The 17,308-nt window shown below is 63.8% G+C and carries 15 protein-coding genes; 13 read left to right on the plus strand and 2 right to left on the minus strand.

The window, feature by feature from the left end; genetic code table 11:
- Positions 1-13 precede the first annotated feature (13 nt).
- A complete protein-coding gene (locus GPJ75_RS01035) occupies positions 14-823 on the minus strand; it encodes an IclR family transcriptional regulator (protein ID WP_205602435.1) in 810 nt (269 codons plus the stop codon).
- A 207-nt stretch (positions 824-1,030) separates the two neighbouring features.
- Between GPJ75_RS01035 and GPJ75_RS01040 the strand changes: the two genes are divergently transcribed.
- From GPJ75_RS01040 to GPJ75_RS01065, 6 genes are all read left to right on the plus strand, one after another.
- Positions 1,031-2,560: a M81 family metallopeptidase gene (locus GPJ75_RS01040; RefSeq protein WP_163264203.1), complete on the plus strand. Its 1,530-nt coding sequence runs from the start codon at positions 1,031-1,033 to the stop codon at positions 2,558-2,560.
- A 136-nt stretch (positions 2,561-2,696) separates the two neighbouring features.
- The gene (locus GPJ75_RS01045; protein ID WP_246248859.1) at positions 2,697-4,274 is read left to right on the plus strand and encodes an ABC transporter substrate-binding protein; all 1,578 of its coding nucleotides are present in this window, start codon (positions 2,697-2,699) and stop codon (positions 4,272-4,274) included.
- Between the two features lie 157 nt (positions 4,275-4,431).
- On the plus strand, positions 4,432-5,373 hold the full coding sequence (locus GPJ75_RS01050) for an ABC transporter permease (protein ID WP_163264207.1): 942 nt from the start codon (positions 4,432-4,434) through the stop codon (positions 5,371-5,373).
- Between the two features lie 56 nt (positions 5,374-5,429).
- Entirely contained in the window at positions 5,430-6,257 is an 828-nt protein-coding gene (locus GPJ75_RS01055) for an ABC transporter permease (RefSeq protein WP_425483105.1), read from the plus strand.
- Between the two features lie 2 nt (positions 6,258-6,259).
- Complete coding sequence (locus tag GPJ75_RS01060) at positions 6,260-7,921, plus strand: ABC transporter ATP-binding protein (protein WP_163264211.1); 1,662 nt, start codon at positions 6,260-6,262, stop codon at positions 7,919-7,921.
- An 88-nt stretch (positions 7,922-8,009) separates the two neighbouring features.
- The gene (locus GPJ75_RS01065) at positions 8,010-9,140 is read left to right on the plus strand and encodes a M20/M25/M40 family metallo-hydrolase (protein ID WP_163264213.1); all 1,131 of its coding nucleotides are present in this window, start codon (positions 8,010-8,012) and stop codon (positions 9,138-9,140) included.
- Positions 9,141-9,252: 112 nt separating this feature from the next.
- On the opposite strand, the gene GPJ75_RS01070 is transcribed toward GPJ75_RS01065, so the two are convergent.
- Complete coding sequence (locus GPJ75_RS01070; RefSeq protein WP_163264215.1) at positions 9,253-9,732, minus strand: Lrp/AsnC family transcriptional regulator; 480 nt, start codon at positions 9,730-9,732, stop codon at positions 9,253-9,255.
- A gap of 144 nt (positions 9,733-9,876) precedes the next feature.
- Between GPJ75_RS01070 and GPJ75_RS01075 the strand changes: the two genes are divergently transcribed.
- The 7 genes from GPJ75_RS01075 to GPJ75_RS01105 all read left to right on the plus strand — a co-directional run bounded on the left by GPJ75_RS01075 (position 9,877) and on the right by GPJ75_RS01105 (position 17,298).
- On the plus strand, positions 9,877-10,890 hold the full coding sequence (locus GPJ75_RS01075) for a 1-aminocyclopropane-1-carboxylate deaminase (RefSeq protein ID WP_163264217.1): 1,014 nt from the start codon (positions 9,877-9,879) through the stop codon (positions 10,888-10,890).
- A 220-nt stretch (positions 10,891-11,110) separates the two neighbouring features.
- On the plus strand, positions 11,111-11,821 hold the full coding sequence (locus GPJ75_RS01080) for a FadR/GntR family transcriptional regulator (RefSeq protein ID WP_163264219.1): 711 nt from the start codon (positions 11,111-11,113) through the stop codon (positions 11,819-11,821).
- Positions 11,818-12,990 (plus strand): PLP-dependent transferase, encoded by a 1,173-nt coding sequence (locus GPJ75_RS01085; protein ID WP_163264221.1) that lies wholly within the window; start codon positions 11,818-11,820, stop codon positions 12,988-12,990. Before GPJ75_RS01080 ends, GPJ75_RS01085 begins: the two co-directional genes overlap by 4 nt.
- Positions 12,991-13,030: 40 nt before the next feature.
- Positions 13,031-14,287 carry an ABC transporter substrate-binding protein gene (locus GPJ75_RS01090; protein WP_163264223.1) on the plus strand — a complete coding sequence of 419 codons (1,257 nt, stop codon included), beginning with the start codon at positions 13,031-13,033 and terminating at the stop codon, positions 14,285-14,287.
- Between the two features lie 159 nt (positions 14,288-14,446).
- The gene (locus tag GPJ75_RS01095) at positions 14,447-15,379 is read left to right on the plus strand and encodes a carbohydrate ABC transporter permease (RefSeq protein WP_163264225.1); all 933 of its coding nucleotides are present in this window, start codon (positions 14,447-14,449) and stop codon (positions 15,377-15,379) included.
- 4 nt (positions 15,380-15,383) lie between these two features.
- A complete protein-coding gene (locus GPJ75_RS01100) occupies positions 15,384-16,217 on the plus strand; it encodes a carbohydrate ABC transporter permease (RefSeq protein ID WP_163264227.1) in 834 nt (277 codons plus the stop codon).
- A gap of 10 nt (positions 16,218-16,227) precedes the next feature.
- On the plus strand, positions 16,228-17,298 hold the full coding sequence (locus GPJ75_RS01105; protein ID WP_163264229.1) for an ABC transporter ATP-binding protein: 1,071 nt from the start codon (positions 16,228-16,230) through the stop codon (positions 17,296-17,298).
- The last annotated feature ends 10 nt before the right edge of the window (positions 17,299-17,308 follow it).

Here is a 17,308-nt window from a genome sequence, read left to right on the forward strand (position 1 = left end):
CGATCCCGGCAGCCTAGAATCGATTGATGGCGCCGGCCGCTTCCCCCGCAAGCGGCGCGAAGCGTCGGCAGAAGGTCTCTTCATCCCATTCGCTGAGGGAGCCGGCGATGTGGATTGCACCAAGCGGCGTGCCGTCGGGCGAAAGGATTGCCGTGGCGATGGCAATCTCTCCCTGCAGAATTTCTTCCAGCGCGAGCGCGTAGCCGTTTTCGCGCGCCTCGCGCACTTTGGCGCGAATCTGATCGGGGTCGGTGATCGTTCTCGGCGTGATCTCGCGGCGATCGGAACGCGTGATGATGTCGTCCACTTCGGCGTCGCTCATATGCGCCATGACGGCACGGCCACCGGAGGTACAGTAAATCGGCACGCTTTGCCCAACCAGGGTTGCGAAGAAGGTCTCGCGTTTGCTTTGCAGGCGGGCGGCATAAACGAGGCGCAGATCGTCGCGCAGGCTCAAATCCACACGCTCGCGGGCATTGCGCCTCAGTTCCAGCAACACGGGCGAGGCCCGCGCAACCAACGGATTGAGGCGCAGGTAATCGCGTGCGTGATCGAGGATGCGTATGCCGGGCACATAGCCTCGGTCGTCTGCATCGCGCTCTATATAGCCGAGTTGCTTCAGCGTATGGACGACACGTTGCGCCGCGCTCTTGCCCACGCCGGCGGCGGCGCCGATCTCATTCAGCGTCAGCGGTTTTCCCGATTCATGGAAAACCGAGAGCACCTGCAAGGCGCGGGCGATCGCCTGGACAAAAAGCGGATCATCCTTTTCGACACGGGTGGTGGGGCGCACGCCGTATTCGGCCCTTTGGACATAGCGCAAGCATGACCTCCCAAAATTCGTTTGACTTCCTGTCCGCCGCACATTTATCGTAAACATAATACGAAAGTATTGCACAGCGATACTTCATGTCTGTCCCTATCACGCGGCTTTCGGGGCGTCGACCCGAAAAGGTGTTCGCAAAGAAGCGGAAGCGGTTCGAGTGCCACAGCGCATGTCTGTCAGCGTCCGTCCGGTTGGGGGTGCATCATGAGCAAGCGGGTGGCGCTGGCCGGTTTCCTGCATGAGACGAACACCTTCGCTCCGTCCAGAGCGACCTATGCGCATTTCGAGCAAGGTGGCGGCTATCTGCCGATGTCGCGGGGAGCGGAGATTCCCGAACGCTGCCGCGGCGTGAATCTGGGCATTTCCGGTGCCGTTGCGCATGCCGAAGAAGCAGGCTGGGAATTGGTCCCGGTATTGTGGACAGGGGCCATTCCCTCCGCCCATGTGACGCGCGATGCCTATGAAAGGATTGCCGCGGAGATTGTCGACGGCATTGCAAGGGCAGGGCGCCTCGATGGCGTGTGCCTTGACCTGCACGGCGCGATGGTGGCCGAGCATCTGGACGATGGGGAGGGCGAATTGATCGCCCGCATACGCAGGGTCGTAGGGCCTGGCGTGCCGATCGCCGTCAGCCTCGATCTGCACGGCAACACGACGAGGCGGATGGTCGAGGAGGCCGATCTCCTGGTCGCGTTCCGCACCTATCCGCATGTGGATATGGCGCAGACCGGCCGTCGTGCCGCCGAAGGGCTCGACAAACTGATGGCGCGCGGCCGGCCTTTCGCCAAGGCATTCCGGCGGCTCCCCTATCTGACCTCCATTCCTTGGCAGTGCACGCTTATAGAGCCGGCAAGGAGCCTCTATGCCGAGGTGGCGGCGCTGGAGAGGGATGGTGTCGCCAGCGTCTCCTACTGGATGGGTTTCCCCGCCGCCGACATCGAAGAATGCGGTCAGACGGTACTTGCCCACGGGGAGACGCAGGACGCGGCGGATCGCGCCGCCGATCACCTCTATGAGCGTATTCTGGCAAGCGAACATGCCTTCGCCGGCCGGGCCTACGAGCCGGACGAAGGCGTACGCGAGGCCATGCGCATCGCCGCAGGCGCAGGCCGACCCGTGGTGATCGCCGACACGCAGGACAATCCCGGCGCCGGCGGCGATTCCGATACGACCGGAATGCTGCGCGCGCTGCTGAGAAATGGCGCAAGAAAAGCGGCGCTCGGCATGATGGTGGATCCGGATGCAGCCCGCGCAGCGCACGCGGCGGGGGAGGGGGCCACGATATCCATTGCGCTCGGCGGGCGATCGGGCGTTCCAGGCGATGCGCCGTTGGAGGCGACGTTCCGCGTCGAGAAACTGTCGAACGGCGATCTGCACGCCACTGGGCCGTATTACGGCGGCACGCGCATGAATGTCGGCCCATCCGCGTGCCTTTCCATCGACGGAGTGAAGGTGGTGGTCGCCTCGCACAAGGCGCAGATGGCGGACCTTGCGATGTACCGCTTTGTCGGCATCGAGCCCACGGAGATGGCCATCCTCGTCAACAAGAGCTCGGTCCATTTCCGCGCCGATTTCGAGCCTATCGCCGAGACGGTACTGGTCTGCGCGGCGCCCGGCCCGATGCCGCTCGATCCGGCCGACCTGCCATGGACCAGGTTGGCCGACGGTATGCGCCTTTCGCCCAAGGGGCCGATCTTCCGCCGCGTCGACGGACGCGAAAAGAAGGAGGCCTGAACGCATCCAACGCGGCAGGAGAACCGCGCCAGACATCATGCCACCGAACGCAGAGCATTCACATCCAACAACAAGAGGGAACACAATGTTGCGTATTCAGGAGAGACTTTTCCGCTGCACGAGTCTTGGCAGGGGGATGGCACTTGGCCTTCTGGCGGGCGCTGCGCTCATGACCGGCAGTAGCCTGGCCACGACACCGGCCGGGGCCGAGGGCAAAACCGTCACCGCCGTGATGCATTCGGGCCTGCGCGTGCTCGATCCGATCATCACCACCGCGCACATCACCCGCAACCACGGCTACATGATCTACGACGTTCTGGTGGCCGTCGACGAGAACTTCGAGCCGCAGCCGCAGATGGCCGACTGGACCATCTCCGACGACAATCTCGTCTATACCTTCACCCTGCGCGACGGTTTGACGTTTCACGACGGCAATCCGGTGACGGCAGCCGATGCGGTGGCCTCGCTGAAGCGCTGGGGCAAGCGCGATTCCGGTGGCCAGCTCCTCTTCGACGTGACCGAAAGCCTTGAAGCAAAAGACGACAAGACGCTGGTGTGGACGCTGAAGAGCCCGTTCCCCGCGCTTCTCGAGATCGTCGGCAAGCAGTCGGCGGTGCCGCCCTTCATCATGCCGGAGCGCGTCGCGAGCGGATCGGCTGACGAGGCGATTACCGATTACACCGGCTCCGGCCCCTTCGTCTTCGTGGAGGAGGAATACCAGCCGGGCGTTTCGGTCACCTACCGCAAGTTCGAGGATTATGTGCCGCGCGAGGAGCCGGCGAACTGGATGGCCGGCGGCAAGAACGTCAAGGTGGATCAAGTCAAATGGGTGACGATGCCCGACGCGCAGACCGCAATCAACGCGCTGATGTCGGGCGAGATCGACTATATCGAACAGGTACAGATCGATCTATTGCCGATTCTGGAAACCAGCGAGAACGTGACGGTAGAGACACGCGACGAGCTGGGCTACCAGACGATAGGCCGCATGAATTTCAAATACCCGCCCTTCGACGATGTGAAGATCCGCCAGGCCGCGATGATGGCACTGAGCCAGGAAAATGTCCTGGGCACGCTGATCGGCAATCCCGACTACTACACGATATGCGGCGCGATCTTCGGTTGCGGCACGCCGTTGGCCGATGATTCCGGCTCCGGGACGCTGACGTCCGGCGGCGACATCGAGGGCGCCAAGAAGCTGCTGGAGGAGGCCGGCTATGACGGCACGCCGGTTGTTCTGATGCAGCCTACCGACGTGGTGAGCCTCACGGCCCAGCCGGTGGTCGCCGCGCAGGCACTGCGCGAGGCTGGCTTCAATGTCGATATGCAGCCGATGGACTGGCAGACACTGGTGACGCGCCGCGCCAGCCAGGCGAAACCTTCCGAAGGCGGCTGGAACATGTTCTTCACCAACTGGATGGTGCCGGAGATCAATTCGCCCCTGATCAGCCCCATGCTGAACGGCCGCGGAGACGACGCCTGGTTCGGCTGGCCGGAGGACGATGAGATCGAGGTGTTGCGCGCGGAGTTCATCGCAGCCGACACGTTGGACAAGCAGAAGGAAGTGGCTGTCAGGATCCAGGAACATACGCTGGAGAACGTGCTCTACATCCCACTTGGCCAGTATGCGTCTCCACAAGCACGCAGCAACAAGCTGACCGGCATGATCCCGTCTCCGGTCCCCGTGTTCTGGAACGTCGAAAAAGCGGACTGACCGCCGTGAACAAGCCTCGCCCGGCGCTGCACCAGCCGGGCGAGGCCCGCTCCGGGCGTGAGGGGGCTTGTTCCCCGTGCGGTGACGGCAGTCTTCGGGCTGGTGCCGCATACGTTTCGGGCCATGTAGGCGCTTCGTCAGAGGACAACGCGTTCCGATGCTAGGCTACATCATCCGGCGCATCCTGGCCGTTATTCCGGTGATGACCATTGTCGCCGTCTTCGTTTTCCTGCTCTTGCGGCTGACGCCGGGCGATCCGGCGGCGATCATCGCCGGCGATATGGCCACGCCGGCCCAACTCGAGCGGATCCGCACCTCGCTCGGCCTTTCCGAGCCGCTGCACGAGCAGTTCATCACCTGGGTGGGTCTGCTTCTGCAGGGCGACCTTGGCACCTCATTGATCTCCAATACGCCGGTGACGCAGATGATCGGCCAGCGCGTCTGGCCGACGATCAACATCGCCATCCTCACCATCGTTCTGTCCGTTCTCATTGCCGTGCCGATGGGAGTGCTGGCCGCCTGGCGGCACCGCACCTGGGTCGATTATGTGGTGATGGCCTTTTCGGTGCTCGGCTTTTCGATTCCGGTGTTCGTCATCGGCTATCTCTTTATTCAGACGTTTTCGATTGGGCTGGGCTGGTTTCCCGTGCAGGGCTACGTCGCGCCATCGGAAGGTTTCGGCGCGTTCCTGTCCCGCGCCATCCTGCCGTGCCTGACGCTCGCCACCATCTATGTGGCGCTGATTGCCCGCATGACCCGCGCTTCCATGCTGGAAGTGCTGGGCGAGGATTATATCCGCACCGCGCGCGCCAAGGGGGTGAAGGAGATCGTCGTCCTCTTCCGCCACGCGCTGAGAAACGCCGCGGTGCCGATCATGACGATCATCGGCACCGGCTTCGCGCTTCTTATCGGCGGGGTGGTGGTGACTGAGAGCGTTTTCAATATTCCCGGCATCGGTCGACTGACCGTCGATGCCATTCTGGCGCGCGACTATCCCGTTATCCAGGGCATGATCCTCCTGACGAGCGGCCTCTACGTCTTCATCAACCTTATTATCGACCTGTCCTACACCTTCTTCGATCCGAGGATCCGCTACTGATGGTCGCCTCTCCGCAACCCGCCGCAAGGCTGCAATGGCTCTTCGGCGCGATGGCTATGCCGCGCGGCTGGCGCGCTGGCGCCGGGCCGATGGTCGCCGCGGCCGTGCTCTTTCTGATTGTGCTCGCGTCACTTCTGGCGCCGCTCATCGTGCCGCACGATCCGATGTCCATGGACGCGCTGCAGCGGCTGAAAGGGCCGAGCGAAACCCATCCGCTGGGCACCGACGCCTATGGGCGCGATCTATTATCGCGCGTCGTGACGGGCGGGCGCATCTCGCTGCTCATCGGTATCGGTGCCGCGGTCGTCAGCGTTCTGATCGGTCTTCTGACCGGCCTTGTGTCCGGCTTTTTCCGGATCGCCGATGCCATCATCATGCGCGTCATGGACAGCCTCATGGCCATCCCCTCCATCCTGCTGGCCATCGCGCTGGTAGCCCTCAACGGCCCGAGCATCTGGTCTGTCATGAGTGCCATCACCATTCCGGAAATCCCGCGCGTGGTGCGGCTGGTGCGCTCGGTCGTGTTGTCGGCGCGCGAGGAACCTTATGTGGAAGCGGCCGTCGCACTCGGCTCCTCGATGCCGAAGATCCTCTGGCAACACCTGATGCCCAACACCCTCGCTCCGCTTATCGTGCAGGGCACCTATATCTGCGCCTCGGCAATCCTGACGGAAGCGATCCTCTCTTTCCTGGGGGCGGGCGTTTCGACGGAAATCCCCACCTGGGGCAACATCATGGCCGAGGGACGGGTCTATTTCCAGCTCAAGCCGTCGCTCATCTTCTGGCCCGGCGTGATGCTGTCGCTCTGCATCCTGTCCATCAACCTGCTCGGCGATACGGCGCGTGACAAACTGGACCCGCGCCTGAAGAAGCGGGAGGCATGACCATGCGCTTCAAGACCCGCAATTTCGACGATGTGCCGAGCGTGCTGAGGATCGACGAACTGACGGTGCGGCTTGCCGACAACGACACCGCGCCGCCGGTGCTCGACCGGGTGTCGCTGGAAATCAGGCAAGGGGAGACCGTCTGCCTTGTCGGCGAGTCCGGTTCCGGCAAGTCCGTCACCTCGCTTTCGGTCATGGGGCTCTTGCCCAAGGGGGCGCTCGCCGCCACCGGCGGGCGCATCGAACTGGAAGGGAGGAACCTGCTCGCGCTCGGCGCCCAGGCAATGCGCCACATGCGCGCGCGGAAGATCTCGATGATCTTCCAGGAACCGATGACGGCGCTGAACCCGGTTATCCGCGTCGGTGCCCAGATCGAGGAGGTGCTCGACACCCACGCCAGGCTGCCGGCCAGGGAGAAGAGGGCGCGCGTGCTCGACATCATGAGCCAGGTGCATCTGCCGGATGTGGAGCGCATCTACCACTCCTATCCGCACCAGCTCTCCGGCGGGCAACGCCAACGCATCATGATCGCCATGGCGCTGATCCTGGAGCCGCAACTGCTGATCGCCGACGAGCCGACCACCGCCCTTGATGTCACGACGCAAAAGCAGATCCTGAGCCTCATCGCCGAGCTGCAAGAAAAGCACGGCACCGCTGTGCTCTTCATAACCCACGACATGGGCGTGGTGGCGGAGATCGCGGACACGGTGCATGTGATGAGACGCGGACAGATCGTCGAGCGGGCACCGGTCGAGGGGCTATTGCGCCACCCGAAGCACGACTACACCCGGGAACTGCTGAAGGCCGTGCCGAGCCTGACACCCCGCCCATCCCGGCCGCAGCCGGACGGCCCTGCCGTTTTATCGGTGGATGGCCTGCAGAAGATCTATGGCGCTCATGGCCTCTTCAGCCGGCGCAAGACAACGCGGGCGGCGAGCGATGTGAGCTTTTCCATTCCACGTGGGCGCACGCTTGGCATCGTTGGCGAGAGCGGTTCCGGAAAATCCACGGTGGCGCGCTGCATAATGCGGCTGATCGACCCGACCGACGGAGAGATCCGCGTCGCCGACAGGGAGATCGCCCGGCTTTCGCGGCGCGCGTTGCGGCCTTACCGGAAGCATATCCAGATCGTGTTCCAGGATCCGTTCCGCTCGCTCAACCCGCGCTGGACCATTGGCCGGAGCCTGATAGAGGGACCGCTCAACACCGGGGCGGAGAAGAAGACGGCGCTGAAACGGGCGGCCGAACTTCTGATGCTGGTCGGCTTGCCGGACGACGCGGTGAACCGGTATCCGCATCAGTTCTCCGGCGGTCAGCGGCAGCGCGTGGCGATTGCCCGCGCCATCGCCATGGAGCCCGACGTGCTGGTGGCCGATGAGGCGGTGTCCGCCCTCGACGTCTCCGTACAGGCGCAGGTGCTGGAACTGCTCGAGACGCTGCAGAGGAAGCTCGGCATAACCATTCTCTTCATCACACATGATCTGCGTGTAGCCGCGCAGATCTGCGACGAGGTCGTGGTGATGCAGCACGGCCGCATCGTCGAACACGACAGCGCCGCCAACGTGCTTTCCAACCCCCGGCATGCCTATACGCGCTCCCTCATCGAGGCGGCCCCTGGACGTGCCTGGGACTTCGCCAATTTCCATGAATTACAGACCGTATGAGCATGAACGCGGTCCCGAATCCCGTTTCGCGCCCGCTCTTAACCGTGGGAGCGGCCAGGAATGAACATCTTCAATCAGGACGCGTCCAATGAATTACAGGCAACTGCCCTTTGACACCGCTGCCATGCTCGCCGGGCTTAAGCCCTGGATCGAATGCGAAAGCCCCACCTTCGATGCCGCGGCTGTCGACCGGATGATGGATCTTGCCGCCTATGATCTGGCGGCGGCCGGCGCAGAGATCGAACGCATTCCCGGACGCATGGGCTTCGGCGGCTCTGTGCGGGCGCGCTTTCCGCACAAGGATTTCGGCAAGCCCGGCATCCTGATCTCCGGCCATCTCGACACGGTTCATCCTATCGGGACGCTGGAAAAGAACCCGTGGCGCATCGAGGATGGCCGCTGCTACGGCCCCGGCATTCAGGACATGAAGGGCGGCAATTATGTGAGCATCGAAGCCATCCGCCAGCTTGCGCTGGCAGGCCTTAAGACGCCGCTGCCGATCACCGTTCTGTTCACGCCCGACGAGGAGGTGGGAACGCCTTCGACACGCGAGCTGATCGAGGTGGAGGCGCGCAAAAACAAGGTGGTGCTGGTGCCCGAGCCTGCACGGCCGGACGGGGGAGCGGTGACCGGCCGCTATGCCATAGCCCGCTTCAATGTAAAAACCTCGGGCCGACCAAGCCATGCCGGCTGGGCGCTGAAGGACGGTCGTTCGGCAATCGCTGCCATGGCGCGCAAGGTGCTGGAGATAGAGGCGCTGACCAGCGAGGACTGCACCTTCTCGGTCGGCGTTATCCATGCCGGGCAGTGGGTGAACTGCGTTTCCTCGTTCTGCGACGCGGAGGTGCTGTCCATGGCCAAGCGCCAGGCGGACCTCGATGATGGCGTGAAGCGCATGCTGGCGCTTTCCGGTGAACAGAACGACGTGACCATCGAGGTGACGCGCGGCGTGACGCGCCCCGTGTGGGAGCCGGACGCGGGCACGATGGCGGTCTATGAGCTGGCGCGCGGAATTGCCGGCGAGATCGGCTTCGAGCTGACCCATGCCAGCGCCGGCGGCGGCTCGGATGGCAACTTCACAGGCGCACTCGGCATCCCGACGCTCGATTCCATCGGCGTGCGTGGCGCAGGCCTCCACACGCTCGGCGAATATATCGAGGTCGACAGCCTCCTCGAGCGGGCACAGCTCATGGCCGGGCTCTTGATGCGGCTGGAATAGAGCAATTCCAGGAAAAGTGGATCCGTCCGGAATTGCGATAAAACAAGGAATTAGACCAGTTCATCGATTCCGTGGAACGATGAACTGGTCTAGAGCGAGAAGGAGGGTGGGCTCAGAAGTCGAGCTGTGCTCCATCCACCACTTCCTTCATGACGAAGAAAGTGCGCGTCTGGCGCACGCCGGGCAGGGCGATGAGCTGGTTTCCGTGCAGGCGGTTGAAGTCGGCCATGTCGCGGACGCGGATTTTCAGGAAATAGTCGAAGTCGCCCGCCACCAGGTGGCAATCGAGGATGAAGGGCAGCTTCAGCACGGCTGCCTCGAAGGCGGAAAAGCTCTCGGGTGTGGAACGGTCGAGAACCACACCGACCATGACCAGGGCGCCCCGTTCTACGCGCGCCGGCGCGATCGCCGCATGGACGCCGCGGATGTAGCCAGCTTTGAAGAGCCGCTCCGTGCGGCGATGGCAGGTCGCGGGGCTGACGCCCACCAGCCTGGCGAGATCGGCATTGCTCAACCGGCCGTCGCCCTGCAGCTGCCGGAGGATTTTGAGATCGATCCGGTCCAATGCCTCTTCGTCGGAAGGTTCTTTCATATGGCCCGCCTGTTACAAAAGATTCCATCATATAGATGGCTGAACTGAAGAAATCATAGCAACGCGATGCGCAACAATGAAAGCACCTTTCGGGGAAAGTCCGCTAGCCTCTCCGCCGGCTCCACTCCTTCGGAAAGGCTGTACATGCTGGAAAAATTCGAACGCTACCCGCTTGCCTTCGGCCCCACCCACATCGAAAAGCTGGAGCGTCTTTCGGCGCATCTGGGCGGCGGGGTGGAGCTTTATGCCAAGCGGGAGGACTGCAATTCGGGTCTGGCCTTCGGCGGCAACAAGCTGCGCAAGCTGGAGTATATCGTGCCCGACGCCATCGCCTCCGGGGCCGATACGCTGGTGTCGATCGGCGGCGTGCAGTCGAACCACACGCGCATGGTCGCCGCCGTGGCGGCGAAGATCGGCTTCAAGTGCCGCCTGGTCCAGGAAAGCTGGGTGCCGCACGAGGATGCCGTCTATGACCGCGTCGGTAATATCCTGCTCAGCCGGGTCATGGGCGCAGAGGTGGAACTGGTCGACGAGGGGTTCGACATCGGCATCCGCGAGAGCTGGGAAAATGCGCTGAGGGATGTCGAAGCGAAGGGCGGCAAGCCCTATCCGATCCCCGCAGGGGCCTCGGTTCATAAATATGGCGGGCTCGGCTATGTGGGCTTTGCCGAAGAAGTGCGCGCGCAGGAGGCCGAGCTTGGCTTCAAGTTCGACTATATCGTCGTCTGCACCGTGACCGGCTCGACCCATGCCGGCATGCTGGTGGGCTTCGCCGCTGACGGGCGGGCACGAAAGGTGATCGGCATCGACGCCTCGGCGACCCCCGCGCAGACGAAGGCGCAGGTTCTCGATATCGCACGGAAGACGGCGGCGCTCGTGGATCTCGGACATGCGATCGAGGAAGACGACGTGGTGCTGGTCGAGGACTATGCCTATCCGCTCTACGGCGTGCCGTCGGAGGAGACGAAACAGGCGATCCGCCTATCTGCGCGGCTCGAGGGCATGATGACCGATCCTGTCTACGAGGGAAAATCCATGCAGGGCATGATCGACCTGGTGAAGAAAGGCTTCTTCCCGGAGGGCTCGAAGGTGCTCTATGCGCATCTGGGAGGCGTGCCGGCGATCAACGGCTACAGCTACGCGTTCCGGAACGGGTAGGGGCAGTCACCTTCATCGACATCAATCATGCGGGGGCATGACCGATGCGCGTATCGGTGCGACTGCGAACGCGTCCTCAATATCGCTTTTGACAATCCTGCCCCGCCGAGCACGGGAGTTTCTCCGCTCCCAAACATCTTGACCGCCGCGATGCGGTGGGTCAAACTGCTATGATGTCAGACCAATTCTACAAGCGCATGCCGGCCGGAGCGCGGGGGCGATGAGCGGAAATCCGATGATCCGCTCGCTGCCCGCGCACGACCGGGTGAACCAGGTGTCGGAGGCGCTTGCCGCCTATATCGAGCGGGCCAAGCTGAAGGCGGGCGACCGGCTTCCTGCCGAGAGGGAACTGATGGCCGCCCTTGCGGTGGGGCGATCGACGATCCGCGAAGTCATCCGCCGTTACGAGGCACTCGGCGTCATCGATACGCGCCGGGGCAGCGGCAGCTATCTCAAGAAACCCATTTCCGCCGGCACGATCCATATGCCGCTGTCGTTGAACACCGTGCATCTGCGCGACGCGCTGCTTAAGACGCTGGAGGTGCGGCGCGGCATCGAGGCGGAGGCGAGCGTGGTGGCGGCGAAGCGGCGGACGGAAGACGACATCGCCACCATCGAGGAGAAGCTCGACGAGATGGAGCGGGTGCACCTGGCCAAGGGCACGTCGGGGCCGGAGGATCTGGCCTTTCACCTCGCCATCTACGATGCCACGCACAACCCGCTCTTCCGCCAGCTTCTCGAGCAGATGCGGGAAGCATTCGAGCGTTTCTGGGAGCACCCCTTCGACCGCCAGGACTTCGCCCGCCGCTCCTTCCCGTTCCACCGCGAGCTGTTCGACGCGATCGTCGCGCAAGATGCCGAGCGGGCGCGGGAAAAGACACTGAAAATCCTCGAGATCGTCGAGGAAGACATCAAGGAAATGTCCAGATGACCGGCGGCCCAGACCCGCTTGCCCAAGCCGCGCTTATCGTCGCCCATGACGAGGGCAATGCCTTCGACGCGGTGGTGCCGCCCATCGTGCAGACCTCGCTCTTCACCTTCGCAAGCTATGACGAGATGCTCGCCACCTATCGCGGCGAAAAGGTGCGGCCCACCTATACGCGCGGGCTGAACCCGACGGTCCGCATGTTCGAGGAGATGCTGGCGAAGCTGGAGGAGGGCGAGGACGCCATCGGCTTTGCCAGCGGCATGGCGGCGATCTCGGCCACGGTGCTCAGCTTCGTTCAGCCCGGCGACCGAATTGTCGCCGTCCGGCACCTCTATCCCGACACCTTCCGCCTTTTCGGCACGCTTATGAAGCGCATGCGCGTGGAGGTGACCTATGTCGACGGGCGCGATCGGGAGGTGGTGGCGAAGACGCTGCCGGGCGCCCGGCTCTTCTACATGGAAAGCCCGACGAGCTGGGTGATGGAGACCCACGATGTCGGCGCGCTGGCAGCGCTGGCGAAGGCCGCCGGGGTCCTCACCGTCATCGACAGCAGTTGGGCGAGCCCGGTCTTCCAGCGGCCGCTGACGCTGGGCGTCGACCTCGTCGTCCATTCGGCCTCCAAATATCTCGGCGGCCACAGCGATGTGGTTGCCGGTGTGGTGGCCGGGTCGAAGGAGCTGATCGGCCGCATCCGTGCCGAGGCCTATGCCTATCTCGGCGGCAAGCTGTCGCCCTTCGATGCCTGGCTCCTGATCCGCGGCATGCGCACGCTGCCTGTCCGCATGCTGGCGCATCAGGCGGCTGCGCTCACGATCGCCAAGAGGCTCGCGGAAAACCCGATGGTGGAGACGGTCTGCCATCCGGGGCTCGGCAACGCGCTGCCGCCCGGCCTTGAAGGCACCTCCGGCCTGTTCTCCTTCGTCTTCCGCGAGGGCGTGGACATTCGTGCTTTCGCCGACCGGTTGCGCCTCTTCAAGCTCGGCGTGAGCTGGGGCGGGCACGAGAGCCTCGTCGTGCCGGCCGAGATTGTCCTCAACCAGAAGGCTGCGCCCAACTCGGCCGTCGCCTTCGGCATCCACCCGCGCTCCGTGCGACTTCACGTAGGCCTCGAGGGCGTCGAGGCGCTGTGGGCTGACCTGGAAGGAGCGATCGCCGCTGCTTCCGAAACCTGAAGGGAGACAGACCAATGAAAAACAAGAAAGGGGAACTGATATGAGAAAGCTTCTGACGGCGGCCCTGTTCGCCTCATTGATGACGGGAACGGCAACGGCCGAGACGCTGAAGCTGGTGGAGGTGATCACCAGCCCCGAGCGCACCCAAACGCTGAAATCCATCGTCGCCAAGTTCGAGGAGGCCAATCCGGGCACGACGGTGGAGATCGTCTCGCTGCCCTGGGGCGAGGCCTTCCAGAAATTCGCCACCATGGTGTCGGCGGGCGAGATTCCCGACGTGATGGAAATGCCCGACACCTGGCTGTCGCTCTATGCCAACAACGGCATGCTGGAGAGCCTGGAGCCCTATCTGGAAGCGTGGGAGCATACCGGCGGCCTGACGACCCGCGCGCTGGAGCTCGGCCGCGACGTCGACGACACCGCCTACATGCTGCCCTACGGCTTTTACCTGCGGGCGATGTTCTACAACAAGAACCTGCTCGAGGAGGCCGGCATCACCGAACCGCCGAAGACGCTGGACGAATTCGTCGAGGCTTCGCAGAAGGTGTCGGAATTGCCCGGCAAATACGGCTACTGCATGCGCGGCGGGCCAGGGGGGCTCAACGGCTGGATGATGTTCGGCGCCACCATGGCGGGCGACAACACCTTCTTTAACGAGGACGGCACGTCGACCATGAACAGCGAGGGCTGGGTGAAGGGGCTCACCTGGGTCATCGATCTTTACAAGAACGGGCTGGCGCCGAAGGACAGTGTCAACTGGGGCTTCAACGAGATCGTCGCCGGCTTCTACACCGGCACCTGCGCCTTCCTCGATCAGGATCCGGACGCGCTGATCGCCATCGCCGAGCGCATGGACGAGGACGATTACGGCGTGACCACCATGCCCAAGGGCCCGTCCGGCAAGACCTTCCCGACCATCGGCTATGCCGGCTGGTCGATGATGGCGGCGAGCGAAAACAAGGACCTCGCCTGGAAACTGATCGCGACGCTTGAGGGGCCGGAAGGCAATGTCGAGTGGAACAAGCGCACCGGCGCGCTGCCGGTCCACACCTCGGCCGAGAACGATCCCTTCTATTCGAGCCCGCAATTCGCCGGCTGGTTCGAGGAGCTTGAGGACGCCGACGCGGTGCCGACGGTGATGCCGACCTATCTGGAGGAGTTCGCCTTCTTCAAGGATTCGCTGGCCATCAAGACGGGGCAGGAGGCGCTTCTGGGCGACATCACGCCGGAGGAGCTGGCCAATCAGTGGGCCGAGTACCTGACCAAGGCGCAGCAGAAGTATCTCGCTGGTAAGTGAGTTGGTTGCGGCGGGTGAGGGGGCGTTGTCCCGTCCTCGCCCGCCACCTGCTCTCAGGGGCATTTAGGTGGAAACAGCCATGCATGGAACTGCCGGCACCTCCATCCGGTTGCGCCGGCCTATAAGCAGAAGGCTTTAGAGAAAGCGAGGCTCCGCCTGATGGCCACAACCGTCATCGCCGAACAATCGCCGCACCGCAGGCCGCTCATGCAGCGCTTCGCACGCGGCAGCGAGCCCTATCTCTACAGCGCGCCGGCGCTCATTCTCATCGTCACCGTCATGCTGGTGCCCCTGGTCGTCGGCATCTCCTATGCGTTCCGCGACGTGCAGATCCTCAACCCGTTTTCGGGCGGCTTTATCGGCCTCGACCATTTCCGGGCGCTGGCTGAGGATCGGGCCTTCCTGGGGGCGCTCAGGAACACCGTGTGGTGGACGGGGGCGTCGGTTCTCCTGCAATTCGTCTTCGGCCTCATCCTGGCGCTCCTGCTCGACAAGCCCTTCACCGGTCGCGGCATCGCCCAGGCGCTGGTTTTCCTGCCGTGGGCGGTGCCGACGTTTCTCACCGGCCTCAACTGGGCCTGGCTTTTCAACCCCGTCATCGGCCCGCTGCCGCACTGGCTCCATGCCCTCGGCATTCTGAGCGAGCCGAACAATATCCTCTCCGACCCCGCCCTTGCCATGTGGGGGCCGATTATCGCCAATGTGTGGTGGGGCATTCCCTTCTTCGCGATCACCCTGCTTGCCGCGCTCCAGGCGATCCCGCGCGACCTCTACGAGGCCGCCTCCATCGACGGCGCGGGCCCCGTGCAGCGCTTCCTCTCGATCACGCTGCCGTTTCTCGCCCCCACCATCGCCATCACCATACTGCTTCGCACCGTGTGGATATCGAACTTCGCCGACCTCATCGTCGTCATGACCAAGGGCGGGCCGGCCGACCGCACGCAGATCGTCGCCAGCTACATCTTCACCCAGGCCTTCACGCGCCTCGACTTCGGCTATGCCTCGGCCATCGCCATGGTGCTTCTGGTCCTGCTGCTCGTCTATTCGATGCTGATCGTCGTTTTGCGCCAGACACTGCTGAACAAGGACTGAGGACATGAGAGCAAGACCGTTGATCCTCACCCTTGCGCACCGTCTGGCGGTCCTCGCCTACATCCTCTTCGCCCTGTTCCCGCTCTTCTGGCTGCTCAAGGTGTCGCTCACGCCGAACGACCTGCTTTATTCGGAAGGCGTGCGCATGTGGCCCTCGCGCGTCAGCTTCGACCATTTCCGCTTCGTCATCGCGCACAGCGATTTCCCGCTGTTCTTCCGCAACAGCCTCATTGTCGCCGGCTCCACGGCGCTTGTGGTGACGGCGGTCGCCTCGCTCTCCGGCTATGCCCTGTCGCGCTTCGCCTTCCGGGCGAAATACTGGATCGTGGCGCTCATGCTGCTCACCCAGATGTTCCCGCTCGTCATGCTGGTGGCGCCGATCTTCCGGCTGTTGTCGCCGCTGGGGCTCACCAACAGCCTCACCGGCCTCGTCATCGTCTATTCGGCCTTCAACGTGCCCTTCGCCACCTTCCTCATGCAGTCCTTCTTCGACGGCATCCCGAAGGACCTGGAAGAGGCGGCGAAGATCGATGGCGCGACGCAGTTCATGGCCTTCCGGCAGATCATCCTGCCGCTGACGCTTCCGGGTATCGCCGCGACTGTCGGCTTCGTCTTCACCGCCGCCTGGAGCGAGCTTCTGTTCGCGCTGATGCTGATCTCCGGCAACGACGCGGCGACCTTCCCGGTCGGGCTTTTATCCTTCGTGTCGAAATTCTCGGTCGATTTCGGGCAGATGATGGCGGCGGGCGTTCTGGCGCTCATCCCGGCCTGCATCTTCTTCTTCCTCATCCAGCGCTATCTCGTCCAGGGCCTGACGGCCGGCGCCGTGAAGGGCTGAAAGGGTTTCCATGGCCTCCATAGACATCCGCGACATCCACAAATCCTACGGCAAGATCGAGGTGCTGCACGGCGTCGACCTCGCCATCAAGGACGGCGAGTTCATCGTGCTCGTCGGCCCGTCCGGCTGCGGCAAGTCAACGCTCCTGCGCATGATCGCCGGGCTCGAAGAGGTGACGGGCGGCGACATCCTGATCGCGGGCAACCGCATCAACGACCTCGCCCCGAAGGACCGCGACATCGCCATGGTGTTCCAGTCCTACGCGCTTTATCCGCATATGAGCGTGGCGCAGAACATGAGCTACAGCCTGCGGCTGCGCAAAACCCCGCGCGAAAAGGTGGCCAGCGCCGTTTCGGCCGCCGCCTCGAAGCTCGGCCTCGACCCGTTCCTGGAGCGGCGGCCGAAGGCCCTGTCGGGCGGCCAGCGCCAGCGCGTCGCCATGGGCCGGGCCATCGTGCGCCAGCCGAAGGCCTTTCTCTTCGACGAGCCGCTCTCCAATCTCGATGCCCGGCTGCGCGAGCAGATGCGCGCCGAGATCAAGAAGCTGCACGGCGAGCTTGGCGCCACCTCCATCTACGTCACGCACGACCAGATCGAGGCCATGACGCTCGCCGACCGGATTGTCGCCATGCATGGCGGCGTCGTGCAGCAGGTGGGAAGCCCGCTCGACCTCTACGACCGCCCGGCCAATCTCTTCGTCGCCGGCTTCATCGGCTCGCCGGGCATGAACTTCATCGAGGCCCGTTATCAGCCGGGCGAGGGCAGTCCGGCGGCAAGGCTTGCCGACGGCACGCTCGTCGCCCTGCCGCATGCCTATGCGCTGGAGCCGGACACCCCGGTGACGCTCGGCATCCGCCCGGAGCACGTCGTCATCGGCGGGGAGGGGAGGGAGGCGGCGGTGGAGCTGATCGAGCCCACCGGCTTCGGCACCATCCTCCACCTGGCGCTCCATGGCCTGCCCTTCAAGGTCTTCACCACCGACCGCAAGGTCTTGAACGCGGGCAATGCGGCGGCGGTTTCCTTCCCGCCGCAGCACCTTCATCTCTTCGACCGGGAAGGCGCGCGGGTCGCCGCATTGTGAGTTAGGCGCC

The organism is Chelativorans alearensis (assembly GCF_010993735.1).
Classification (GTDB): Bacteria; Pseudomonadota; Alphaproteobacteria; order Rhizobiales; family Rhizobiaceae; genus Chelativorans; species Chelativorans alearense.